The sequence below is a fragment of the Liquorilactobacillus sucicola DSM 21376 = JCM 15457 genome, assembly GCF_000612445.1.
GTDB lineage: Bacteria > Bacillota > Bacilli > Lactobacillales > Lactobacillaceae > Liquorilactobacillus > Liquorilactobacillus sucicola.
The window spans coordinates 154,007-166,223 of the sequence record NZ_BALC01000005.1 but is presented as its reverse complement, the minus strand read 5'-3'; the positions used below and the strand labels follow the sequence as shown (position 1 = coordinate 166,223).

The following is a 12,217-nucleotide window of genomic DNA, read 5'->3' as shown; positions in this document are numbered from 1 at the left end:
ATACGGAATAAGAAGTAGAGCTAAGTTCAAATTTAATTGACCTAGCTCTATTTGTTTTAAATTAAAATATACGTATTAATATCTTTTAAATAGTCATTTTTTTATTTTACCCTGAAGTTACTCATAGTCAAAAACAAACTATTGCTACACTTTCATCCTAAATTCGATAACAAAAAAACATAGCACATCTTAGCTAGTATATTCATTGTTCAAGAAATCAATTAGTTTTTTTGAATACTTAGCATCAAATTTTCTTGCGAAGTGGCACTCACTATTCACAATATCTTCAAAGTCGCGCTCATCCAACACTGCAGGATAACTTCCATTCTGCTTTTGCCACTTTATATAACGATGACAATTTGCTATTACTCTCTTCTTGAATTCTGGGGAATTTATTAGTATGGTTTGCATCCAAAATTCGTCCGAAAAACATCCTGTTTGAAATACTTTTAATAGTTTAGGATGTACCCGCAAATACTCTAGGCAATATTCAACCGCATCCCTTGGCATATCGACCCAATTAGGCCCATTATATATCTCTAGATTGATATCATACTTTTTAAATTTGTTAACCCTAAGTAATGATTGCCCCAATAGCAAAAACCTATGATAGATTTTTCCAAAATTACTCCGCCTATTTACACGATCATAATTGAAATAATACTTCTGCCATAAAATAACAGGTTCCCCAGACTTTTTCACATCCTTTGAACTTTGATACTCCATGTATATATGATCATCATTTTCATAGAAGTTATATATTTTGTCTAAATTTTCTACAGGCCAGTCTTGTCCAGAAATTACATGGAAATAACTTATCTCTGGATTCTTCAACGCTTCTTTCATTAAGCAAATTGCTGCATGGGCTATGCTCCAACTTCCCCAATGCACCTCAACTTCAGAAATATAATTCACTTCATTCTTTTGCAATTTTTCCTTGTCCTTACTAGTTAGAGACAATCTTGCGTCAAAATGAACAAATACGATAAATCTCTTTTTTAGTAAATTTGACAGCGCAATAACTTGGTCAACATTTTTATGCGCCAACACCAATACAGCCTGCACTACTATTCACCCTTTATATTAGAAGTATCAAACTTAAAAACACTAAAGCCCCGCTAAACTTCAATAGTTGCTCCAAATTAAGATTTAACGTGTAAAGTTGCCTTGATTAGATCAATCTCTTTCAAAAATATCCCGCGTATATACCTTATCGTTTACATCATCCAAACATTCATTATACCGATTCGCTAGAATTGCATCGGAAAGTTGCTTAAACTTATCCAAATCATTAATGACTTCACTGCCTGAAAAAGTTTTTTCATCGCTTAGACTAGGTTCATAAATGATAACATTAACACCCTTAGCCTTAATCCGTTTTATTACTCCTTGAATTGAACTTTGTCGAAAATTATCCGAGTGACTTTTCATAGTTAACCTATATATTCCAATAGTTATCTGTTTGTTTCCGCTCTTGCTCTTGATATCAGAGTCGTTATAATACCCCGCCATATGAAGCACTTGGTTTGCGATGAAGTCTTTACGTGTACTATTAGACTCAACAATAGCTTCAATTAAGTTTTCTGGAATATCTTGATAATTAGCAAGCAACTGTTTTGTATCCTTAGGCAAACAATATCCACCGTACCCAAATGAGGGATTATTATAATGTGATCCTATTCTCGGATCCAGCCCCACACCCTCAATAATCTGTTGAGTATCTAAGCCCTTGACCTCGGCATAAGTGTCCAATTCATTAAAATAAGAAACACGCAATGCCAAATAAGTATTGGCAAACAACTTAACAGCTTCTGCTTCTGTATATCCCATAATCAATGTGTCGATATTCTCTTTTATTGCACTCTCTCGCAATAAGGACGCGAACGTATTCGCTGCTTTGATCAGTCTTTTATTTTTTTTATCTGTACCCACAATAATTCGACTGGGATAAAGATTATCGTAAAGTGCTTTCGATTCACGCAAAAATTCAGGACTAAAAATTATATTCTCACTGCCAGTCTTCTTACGAATATTTTTAGTATATCCAACTGGAACTGTCGATTTAATAACCATGATAGCGTTCGGATTGCACTTAATAACTAATTTTACAACGGCTTCAACAGCCGAAGTATCAAAATGCTGTGTTTTACTATCATAATTTGTCGGTGCGGCTATAATGACAAAATCAGCATTGCTATAGGCTGCTTCTGCGTCAAGCGTAGCTGTTAAGTTCAGATCTTTTTCAGCTAAATACTTCTCAATATAGTCATCCTGAATAGGCGACTTTCTATTGTTGATAAGTTCAACCTTATCTTTGACAATATCAACAGCCGTAACAATATTTTGCTGCGACAGCAATGTTGCGAGTGATAAACCTACGTAACCGGTTCCGGCTACTGCAATTCGATATCGTTTACTCATCAATAAATACCTCTTTTTCTATACACCGTAGTGCTCTAAAAATATTTTTCACTCTTTATGAGAATTCGTATAATTACCTAGTTTTTTTGTTAATTAACGCTAAACACACGTACAATTATAGCATAATAGCCTGAAAAAAAGTTGCAACTTGACCAGCTCCTATATTTATTATACGCTGAATGAAAATATAGAATATTAAATGCTAGGAGTAAACTAAATGAAAAACGAACTAGTTAGTTTGATTCTTCCTATCTTCAATATAAAAAAAGAGTTTCTGGAAAAATGTGTTGCTTCTCTCACTGATCAAACTTACAAAAACATTGAAATCATCCTAGTAGATGATGGCTCAACAAACAATATATACGCACTATGTCAAGACTATGCTAAAAAAGATAAACGGATAAAAACAATTCAGCAAGAAAATGCCGGTGTTTCTGTGGCGCGAAACACTGGTCTTAAAATTTCAAAAGGATCTTACATTTGTTTTATTGACCCAGATGACTGGGTAGCGGAAGATTATGTTTTCAAATTGTTGCAGGCAATAAAAACATCAAAGTCGGATTTTGTTATCTCTGACTGTTTTGTATGCTACGATGACCACGCTAAAGACAATCGTTTTCTCAACATGGATGAAGGCGTTTTAACTGGGGAAAATAAAAATTTGCTCTTATATCAACTAATCAGCAAAAAACTTTGTCCTTACTACCCCCCCGAAATCGCAGCTGGCGTTCCTTGGGCAAAAATGTTCAAAAAAAGTTTTATCGATACTAATGGCCTAGCATTTATTCCTGGCATGAAGAGAATGCAGGATAATATTTTTTGCCTATATGCAATAGAGTATGCTGACAAGATTCACTATCTTCCCGAAAAAATCTATTACTATAGAAAGGAAGAAAATTCAGCTTCGCTTAAGTATTCGACAGGAATTGTAACAAATTTTGAAAAGTATTTCGATGAAACCCGAAAGTTCTTAGACAGTTGTCATAAAGAAAAAATCATGTATGATGCCCTTTCAATGAAAGAATTAACCAGTTTTAACTCCTTCCTTGGCAATCTTTATTTCCACCCCTCTAATACCGCAAGTTATCAAACAAAGAGAAGAGAGCTTATCTCCCTTTTATCTCAAAAAAGGTATCAGACGGCCCTAAACAAGATAAACTATGATATATTAACTAACCAAGAAAAAATTTTTGTTTTTTGTCTGAAACACCGAATGTTTTTCATACTAAAAGTTCTGGTAACGCTCAGAAACAAAGCTCATCGTTAACTCACATAACTGCAGTAGATACTCCTAAGGATATCTACTTTTTTATTACTGTTAAAACTGCTTGCGTCCATTCTTGATTTTACCTAGCTAACCATCTATGTTATATTATATTACATATAGATAAGCTTGGAGGAATTAGAATGGATGAAATTGATTTAAAAATTGTCTCGACTTTACAAAAAGACGCACGCATTTCACTCAAAAAACTTGCAGATATCTGTTTTATTTCTGCACCGGCTGTTTCAACCCGCTTAGCTCACTTGCGGGAACGTGGCATAATAATCGGTTATCATACCGCTATTAACTACAAAATTCTCGGCTTCCCAATAAAAGCTTATGTTAGTTTGCGTTTGTCCCCCAAAGATAAGGACGCTTTCTATCCTTATATAAAATCAGTTGGGAACGTTGTTTCCTGTGATTGTGTTACTGGCAGTTACTCACAAATCATTGTCTGTTACTTTAAAAGTACTAAATCCCTTGATAACTTCATCAATGACATCCAGCGTTTTGGGGAAACAAAAACTCAAATCGTTTTTTCAACCAGTGTTGATCAACGACCCTTAGAATTGAACCCAGGAAAGAACTACTTCTAGTTTAGTTATAGCTTTTACGCGTATCTGAAATCAGTTATAAGCAGCATTACAAATAACTGCTTTTTCTCTAAACTCAACGAAAAACAGCGAAAGTGTGCCATAAGTCGGGAAAATTTGAGTAATAACTCGAACTTACAAACATAGCGAGTACTTTGCTATGAGTAATTCGAAGTTAGACGGAGAATTTTGACTTATGGAACACGTTTATACGGAATAAAAGAGAGGCTGTGCCAAAATTTCACTTTTGGCACAGCCTCGTTGTTTTTTTAATTATTTTTTATTTACTTGCTAGCTTCTTTTTCTTTTTTCCATAATCCTAAGATGACACCTGCAATAACTGTTCCTATTACAACTGCAATGATGTAACCAAACGGATTAGTTGCTAATGGTGTTACCCAGAAGCCACCATGAGGTGCAGGTACTGACACGTGCAAGAACTGTGTCAATCCACCAGCAATCGCAGCACCAATTACACCCGAAGTGATCACACGGAGTGGTCAGCCGTTGCGAATGGAATAGCTCCTTCTGTAATGAATGAGAAGCCTAAAACCCAGTTCGTAATACCAGCTTTACGTTCATCATCTGTAAATTTCTTAGGCCAAATAGCTGTTGCAAGTGCAATTGCGAATGGAGGAACCATACCACCTGCCATAACAGCAGCCATCAAATCGCCGTTGTTAGTTGAAGTAAATGCACCAACCGCGAAGACATAAGCAGCTTTGTTGAAGGGACCACCCATATCAATTGACATCATACCACCTAAGATAATTCCCAAGACAACCGCGTTACCAGTTCCCATGTGTTTCAAGAAAGTTGTAACAACTTCATTGATGACAGAGAAGACTGGGTTAACAATGAAGAACATCAAAAGCGCCATAATCAATAAACCAAAGATTGGGTACAACAACATTGGTTTCATACCTTCAAGTGATTTTGGAAGATGGGAGAACAGTTTCCGCAAAAGAATCGTAAGGTACCCAGCTAGGAAGCCGGCAGCAATACCACCCAAGAAACCAGCTGAGCTTTGAGCATGTGTCATGACATTAGCAGTATATGCACCGCCAAATGACCCACTATAGACCGTTGCCATGAAACCACCAACGAAACCAGGCATCAACGCAGGGCGATCACCAATCGATTCAGCAATAAAACCAGCCAAAACAGGAATCATAAACGCGAAGGCCATGTTGCCAGCATTGTTTAAGAAGATAAATTCAATTGACTTAGGTCCACCAAAGTATTGCTCAATGACGAATGACAAAGCCATTAAAATACCGCCACCAACGACGAATGGCAACATATGTGAGATACCGTTCATTAAGTCTTTGTAAATACGGCTTCCAACTGAACCGCTTGCTGATTCCTCTTCACTTGAAGAATCACTTTGTGAAGCGTGATAAACTGGAGCATCGCCATGTACGGCTTCAGTAATAAGCTCTTCGGACTTCTTAATACCATCAACTACAGGACGGTTTACCAATGGCTTGCCATCAAAACGAGCCATAGCAACTTTCTTATCAGCGGCAACGATAACACCTGCCGCACGTTTGATATCGTCAGCTGTTAAAAGATGCTTAACACCTTCTGAACCGTTTGTTTCAACTTTGATATCCACACCCATTGCTTCAGCTTGCTTGATCAAAGCCTCTTCAGCCATGTAAGTGTGGGCAATCCCAGTCGGGCAGGCTGTGACAGCTACAACATAAGGACGGTCACTCTTCTCAGATGCAGGAGCCTTTGCCTTTTCAGCCTCAGCTTTTGCTTTTTCCGCTTCTTTTGCTTCCTTTGCAGCTTCCGCATCTGCAAATAATTGCTGCACTTCATCCGGTGTCTGAGCTTTTTTCAACTTAGCAACCAAATCCGGATTGATCAGCAAACCTGATAGCGCTGCTAATGCTTGTAAATGCGTATCATTAGCGCCTTCTGGAGCAGCTATCATGAAGAAGAGATGTACGGGGTTGCCATCCAATGCATCATAGTCCACCCCAGCGTTACTCTTAGCGAACAAAACAGTTGCTCGTTGTACAGCCTTGTTCTTAGCATGCGGCATGGCAATTCCATCACCAATACCGGTTGTTGATTGTTCCTCACGCGCGATAATTGCTTTCTTATAAAAGTCTTCATCGTTGATAACGCCATTAACATAATACTTATGAACCATTTCATCAATAGCTTCTTTTTTAGTTGAAGCCTTAAGATCCATGATCATAACATCTTTTAATAACAAATCACGAATATCCACTAAAAACACTTCCTTATCTATTTAGAATATTTTTCAATTTTTATTGCAGGCAAGATCTCATCAATCTTTGCACGATCAGCCAAGTCTTCAGAAAATGCAGTTGCACTTCCGCAAGCAAGACCATAACGAAAACTCTCAACTGGGTCTTTAGTAGCAGCAAATGTTCCTACGAAGCCACCAATCATTGAATCACCGGCCCCAACTGAGTTGATAACTGTTCCCTTAGGTGCCTTACTGTAATAAACCTCATCAGGAGTAATCAACAGTCCACCATCGCCGGCCATTGAAATAAGTACATGTTGTGCACCTAACTCTAACAGCTTTTTGCCATAAGTAACGATGTCATCAATTCCGTTGAATTTGACTCCGAACAGTTCAGCGAGTTCATGGTGATTTGGTTTTACAACAAGTGGGTTTTCTTTAAGAGTCTTCATCAGGCTTTCACCAGTTGTATCAATCACAAATTGTGCACCTTTTGAGCGAACCAGCTTAATTAAATCAAAATAAAAATCCTGTCCTAAACTTGGAACCAAGCTTCCTGATAAAATAACAGCGTCTTCACTTGTCAGATTATCAAATTGCTTTTTAAACGCTGCAATTTCTTCACCTGTTACCTCAGGGCCTTTCCCGTTGATCTCAGTCTCATCTTGTGCTTTGACTTTAACATTGATTCTCGTATCAGCGGCAATATGCGTAAAGTTTGTCTTGAGGTTTTTTTCTTTAAGAGCGTCTTCAACGAATTTCCCCGTGAAACCTCCTAAAAAACCAAGTGCAACGTTATCCTGGCCAAGCTCTTTTAAAATACGCGAAACATTGATTCCTTTACCGCCAGGTAATTTGGTATCGTAGTCCATTCGATTAACTTCACCTAACGTAAGTTTTTCTAATTGGACGATATAATCGATCGAAGGATTAACCGTTACCGTATAAATCATATTGAAACCTCCTGAATTATTGTTTGATTACTGTATTGATCGAGAACTGTTCTAGGCAGCTTGTTAGTAATAATAATTGCTTTCGCGAGTTCTGCAACCTTAACGAATGAAACCTGATCGATCTTCGATTCGTCAGCTAAAATATAACTTCTCTCACTTTGATCAATCGCAGTTTTCTTAACTGCGGCTTCATCTGGATCAGGGGTTGTATAACCGAACCGCGGATGAACTCCATTTATACCCAAAAAAGCCTTGTTAAAGCGATAATGATGTAATGAATTAATTGTTTCAATACCAATGATCGCTTTCGTTGTGGTTTTCAGCTCACCACCAACCAGAATCGTACGGATATTTCGATCCGCCAGAGCTGATGCGTGCATTACCCCATTCGTAACGACTGTTAAATGCTGCCCAGAATGCAAAAACTGGATCATCGCAAGCGTTGACGTTCCTGCATCCAGATATACAACATCTTCATCCTGAATCTGTTCCGCAGCCAGCCTAGCAATTGAGCTCTTCTGCTGTACATTCCTCAAGGATTTTCCAGTCATATCAAGTTCACGCTGCAACGAGTGTTTGGCTTTCGCTCCTCCATGAACTCTGATCAGTAAACCCTTTTCCTCTAATAATTGCAAATCGCGCCTTACGGACGACTCAGAACATTTTACTTCCTTACAAATATCTTGGAGCTTAACAATACTGCTTGTTTTAAGCATAGACAAGATAACTTGTTGCCGTTCTTCTGCAAGCACTTACATTACCCCCAGAAAATATGTTACCACCTAACAAACTAAAAATCAATCATAAAAACGCAAAAAAATTCATTTTTAGCCATATAATTAAGTATATTTGATTGTTTTTGAAAGATTTTGCATCAAAACAATCATTATTTTTTATAAAAACATTATTATAGCTATAGTTACAAGCAAAAATAAATCTCAATTCATGCAACTTTTTTAATAAAACTTGCACCAAAAAAGCACGACAATTGTTGCATTGCCGCACTTTTTTGTATTTATGCTAAATATTCTGTTACTGAGCTACTAAAAATCAGCTTTTAAAAGTCATTCGTGCCTGCTTGTAAGTAAAAATCGTTTACTTTTCCCATGTTCAACTAGATAATTAGTTTTTAAAACTATGAATAGGTGCTGGAATCAAGCCACCGCGATGAATCATATCTGCGGATGAAGCTGAATTTACTGCCATCACGGGTGCATGCCCTAGCAAACCACCAAATTCGACTGTGTCGCCGACACTTTTACCTTGAATCGGCAAAACTCTGACAGCAGTAGTCTTGTTATTGATCATTCCGATTGCTGCTTCATCAGCAATCATAGCTGAAATTGTTTCAGCTGGTGTCTTACCTGGAATCGCAATCATATCAAGTCCTACGGAACAAACTGCTGTCATCGCTTCAAGTTTCTCAATATTCAAAGAACCGCTGTTTACCCCATCAATCATCCCTGCATCTTCAGATACTGGAATAAAGGCGCCTGAAAGTCCGCCAACATGACTGCAAGCCATAATACCGCCCTTTTTGACCGCATCATTCAACAGTGCTAGAGCTGCAGTCGTTCCATGCGTCCCAACTTGCTCTAATCCGATTTCTTCCAGTATTTGGGCAACAGAATCACCCACAGCCGGTGTAGGTGCAAGAGAAAGATCGACAATTCCAAAGGGAACACCCAGTCGTTCAGAAGCTAGCGTTCCAACTAACTGACCCATTCTTGTCACCTTGAATGCTGTCTGCTTGATCGTTTCAGCCACAACATCCATTGGGCTGCCTTTAACTTCTTCAAGAGCATGCTTAACGACACCTGGGCCGCTGACCCCAACATTGATGACTGTATCGCGTTCACCCACACCATGAAAAGCCCCAGCCATAAAAGGATTATCCTCTACTGCATTGCAGAAAACAACAAGTTTAGTATTAGACATAAAAGAAAGTTCAGAAGCTTGCTTAATTACCTTTCCCATCTCAGCAACAGCATCCATATTTATTCCGCTTCGGGTTGAACCGACATTGACTGAGGCACAGACTAAATCAGTTTCAGCCAGCACACGCGGCAACGAACGAATCAATTTGAGATCACCTGTTTGATAGCCCTTTTGAACTAAAGCTGAAAAACCGCCTATGAAGTTAACCCCCAAAGCCTTTGCTGCTTTATCAAGGGTCTGTGCGTACTTGAAGTAGTCCTTATCGTTCGATGCAGCAGCAACAATTGAGATCGGCGTGACCGAAATTCGCTTGTTGATGATAGGAATTCCGTACTCTATCTCAATTTGATGTCCAACTTCCACCAGATTTTTAGCTTTAGTTGTTATTTTTTGATAAATACGTTCACATGCAACATCGCTATCACTATCAATACAATCCAACAGAGAAATTCCCATCGTGATTGTACGCACATCTAGGTTTTCATCAGATATCATATGGATTGTTTCTTTGATTTTTTCTGTCTCCATTTAGTTCCTCCTACAGTTGATGCATCGCATCATATATCTCTTCACGCCGAATCTTGATTTCGACTCCCAACTGTTTTCCAAGTTCATCCAGTTGTTGCGCCAAAATCGCAAAATCCGTTTTATTGTCTTGAATCTCAACCATCATCATCATCGTGAAGTATCCATTCATAATCGTCTGTGACACATCTGAAATGTTAATGTTCTTTTCAGCAAGAAAATGACTTACTCCAGCAATAATTCCGACTTGATCTTTACCGATCGTTGTTAAAATAGCTTTCATGGGTGCCACCTCATTTTTTATTTTCAATTCCATTTAACTTATTTTATAGTATAGCCTTTCCCGAACAAAACCGCAATCACACTTATAGCCTCAGGTTTCATTTTTAAACGTAAAAACCTTTTGTACCATTACTTATAAGCCCTTTTTCACCCGTCCGATATCATTAGACTACCTACTGCATACACGTATATTAGATTTGAATAGTCCAAAAAACATATTATTACCCGAATTATCTTCTTTAGCTAGTTATCTTAATAGGATGCGCTTGAATTTGTTTCAAAATACATATAACATGGATACGCACTAATAATTTTTTCTACCTATTATTTATATTTATGAAAGGAACTAGTCATGTCTTCAGAAATGAGCAAGCATAAGAGAACTATTGTTACGGCACTAGTCCTAATCTCAACTTTCTTTAATCTAGCTAGTCAAACAATGATGGTAACTGCTCTGCCAGTTATTCAGCATACACTGCATGTATCGCTGACCAGTGCCCAATGGCTTACTACCGGCTACATGCTGATTATTGGAATAGTAACACCTTTGTCCTCAAACCTATATGACAAATACACAAACAGACAGGTCTTTTTGACAACGACCGCTGTTTTCATACTTGGAATCTTATTAGGGAGCTTCGCCGCCAATTTTTGGATGCTACTGGCTGCGCGCCTGCTGCAGGCCTGTGCGGGCGGAATTCTAATGTCCTTCCAAATGACAACAATGGTCACGATCTATCCGGCAGAAAAACGCGGGACCGTATTAGGAATGTCAGGTTTGGTAATCTCATCCGGTCCGGCCATTGGTCCTACAATCGCCGGCGTTATTCTTAATTACTTCAACTGGCATTATTTATTCATCCTACTTTTGCCTTTTGCTTTATTGATATGGATTATTGCCTACCTTGTTTTTCCAAATTATTCTGAAAAACGTCAAGTTAAAATTGACCTTCTGTCTGTTTTTCTCTCACTTATTGGATCAGGTCTGGCTTTAGCCAGTTTAACTGTCTTCCAGCAGAACTTCTGGGGTGGTTTAGTGATGTTAGTCGTGGGGGGCGCAATTTTAGCAATTTTTGCCCGCCGTCAGCTTAAACTCTCTGAACCCATGCTGCGGATTGAACTGCTAAAACTTCGTTCTTTTAGAATGCTGACATTCGTTGGAGTACTTGCCTTCATGGTTTTGATAGGTACTGAGCAGATCATTCCGATTTTTGTCGAAAGCGCTGCGGGATTAAGTAGCATGCATGCAGGACTTATCCTGCTACCGGGAGCAATTGCCAACGCTCTTTTTGCTGCACTAGCAGGAAGGTACTATGACGCACATGGTCCCAAACTAATGATCAGCCTTGGAGTTGCTTTGATGCTGATCGCCACAATTCCCTTTATAACAATCAATGTTCAGACACCAATCTGGCTTATCACCTGTGCCTATATGGTGCGTATGATCGGCAACTCACTGGTATTTTCACCCGCCATGTCTGAAGCATTCAAAGATGTCGAAGTATTGCATGTCAGTCATGCTACGGCCTTAAACAACGCATTCAGACAGGTTGCCGCGGCCGTTTCGGTCACAGTTATGATCGTAATCGCTGACATACCAGCATCTTTCGTCACTGGAACACGCCTTGCAATATGGTTTACTGTTTTGCTTTTACTAATAACAGAGATTATCTTTTACCTTTATCTCAAGTCGCCACAAAAAAAATAACACGGATATTTGCTGTACAGACCCGGCATTTCAAAATATCTAATAACATTGTAGTTGTGTATTACGGATAAAAACTGATTTTGAATAACAATTTTGTTGGATTGCCTCCTCTCAATGTATTCACTGAAAATTCTATATTTGTTTTCTCTAAATTTTAGCTTGTAAAGACGGAAATGTATCTTATAGTCGTTAGGATTCGAGCATTAACTGCATTTTAGGATATGAGTAATTCGAGACAGACGAAGCATTTTGACTTATGGAACACGTTTATACAGACGGAATGGGACTGTGCTATAAGACCTTCAA

Annotated in this window: 9 protein-coding genes and 1 pseudogene; 3 read left to right on the top strand and 7 right to left on the bottom strand. The window is 38.4% G+C overall.

Features of this window, described 5'->3' with window-relative positions:
- Window positions 1–189 precede the first annotated feature (189 nt).
- Together JCM15457_RS09220 and JCM15457_RS09215 are read right to left on the bottom strand one after the other, a co-directional pair.
- On the bottom strand, window positions 190–1,065 hold the full coding sequence (locus JCM15457_RS09220) for a beta-1,6-N-acetylglucosaminyltransferase (RefSeq protein ID WP_034989522.1): 876 nt from the start codon (window positions 1,063–1,065) through the stop codon (window positions 190–192).
- 111 nt (window positions 1,066–1,176) lie between these two features.
- Entirely contained in the window at window positions 1,177–2,421 is a 1,245-nt protein-coding gene (locus JCM15457_RS09215; RefSeq protein WP_034989521.1) for a nucleotide sugar dehydrogenase, read from the bottom strand.
- A 217-nt stretch (window positions 2,422–2,638) separates the two neighbouring features.
- Here JCM15457_RS09215 and JCM15457_RS09210 point away from each other — a divergent pair, with 217 nt between their 5' ends.
- Both JCM15457_RS09210 and JCM15457_RS09205 read left to right on the top strand, forming a co-directional pair.
- Window positions 2,639–3,688: a glycosyltransferase family 2 protein gene (locus JCM15457_RS09210; protein WP_034989520.1), complete on the top strand. Its 1,050-nt coding sequence runs from the start codon at window positions 2,639–2,641 to the stop codon at window positions 3,686–3,688.
- A 140-nt stretch (window positions 3,689–3,828) separates the two neighbouring features.
- Window positions 3,829–4,281, top strand: coding sequence for an Lrp/AsnC family transcriptional regulator (locus JCM15457_RS09205; protein ID WP_034989518.1), 453 nt, complete (start codon window positions 3,829–3,831; stop codon window positions 4,279–4,281).
- A gap of 281 nt (window positions 4,282–4,562) precedes the next feature.
- On the opposite strand, the pseudogene JCM15457_RS09200 reads toward JCM15457_RS09205, so the two are convergent.
- From JCM15457_RS09200 to JCM15457_RS09180, 5 genes and pseudogenes are all read right to left on the bottom strand, one after another.
- Window positions 4,563–6,523, bottom strand: a pseudogene (locus tag JCM15457_RS09200) (PTS fructose transporter subunit IIABC).
- A gap of 17 nt (window positions 6,524–6,540) precedes the next feature.
- Window positions 6,541–7,458 (bottom strand): 1-phosphofructokinase, encoded by a 918-nt coding sequence (pfkB, locus tag JCM15457_RS09195; RefSeq protein WP_034989516.1) that lies wholly within the window; start codon window positions 7,456–7,458, stop codon window positions 6,541–6,543.
- Window positions 7,455–8,210 carry a DeoR/GlpR family DNA-binding transcription regulator gene (locus JCM15457_RS09190; RefSeq protein ID WP_034989514.1) on the bottom strand — a complete coding sequence of 252 codons (756 nt, stop codon included), beginning with the start codon at window positions 8,208–8,210 and terminating at the stop codon, window positions 7,455–7,457. The genes pfkB and JCM15457_RS09190 overlap by 4 nt, the downstream gene beginning before the upstream one ends.
- A 370-nt stretch (window positions 8,211–8,580) precedes the next feature.
- Window positions 8,581–9,924 (bottom strand): PFL family protein, encoded by a 1,344-nt coding sequence (locus JCM15457_RS09185; protein ID WP_034989510.1) that lies wholly within the window; start codon window positions 9,922–9,924, stop codon window positions 8,581–8,583.
- 10 nt (window positions 9,925–9,934) lie between these two features.
- On the bottom strand, window positions 9,935–10,204 hold the full coding sequence (locus JCM15457_RS09180; protein WP_034989508.1) for an ACT domain-containing protein: 270 nt from the start codon (window positions 10,202–10,204) through the stop codon (window positions 9,935–9,937).
- 351 nt (window positions 10,205–10,555) lie between these two features.
- Between JCM15457_RS09180 and JCM15457_RS09175 the strand changes: the two genes are divergently transcribed.
- Entirely contained in the window at window positions 10,556–11,911 is a 1,356-nt protein-coding gene (locus JCM15457_RS09175) for an MFS transporter (RefSeq protein WP_034989506.1), read from the top strand.
- Window positions 11,912–12,217 lie beyond the last annotated feature (306 nt).

Excerpts from the sequence above, each read along its gene's own strand:
- JCM15457_RS09180 (WP_034989508.1), bottom strand. The coding sequence starts at position 10,204 with ATGAAAGCTATTTTAACAACGATCGGTAAAGATCAAGTCGGAATTATT.
- JCM15457_RS09175 (WP_034989506.1), top strand. The coding sequence starts at position 10,556 with ATGTCTTCAGAAATGAGCAAGCATAAGAGAACTATTGTTACGGCACTA.
- JCM15457_RS09205 (WP_034989518.1), top strand. The coding sequence starts at position 3,829 with ATGGATGAAATTGATTTAAAAATTGTCTCGACTTTACAAAAAGACGCA.
- JCM15457_RS09210 (WP_034989520.1), top strand. The coding sequence starts at position 2,639 with ATGAAAAACGAACTAGTTAGTTTGATTCTTCCTATCTTCAATATAAAA.
- pfkB (WP_034989516.1), bottom strand. The coding sequence starts at position 7,458 with ATGATTTATACGGTAACGGTTAATCCTTCGATCGATTATATCGTCCAA.
- JCM15457_RS09215 (WP_034989521.1), bottom strand. The coding sequence starts at position 2,421 with ATGAGTAAACGATATCGAATTGCAGTAGCCGGAACCGGTTACGTAGGT.
- JCM15457_RS09185 (WP_034989510.1), bottom strand. The coding sequence starts at position 9,924 with ATGGAGACAGAAAAAATCAAAGAAACAATCCATATGATATCTGATGAA.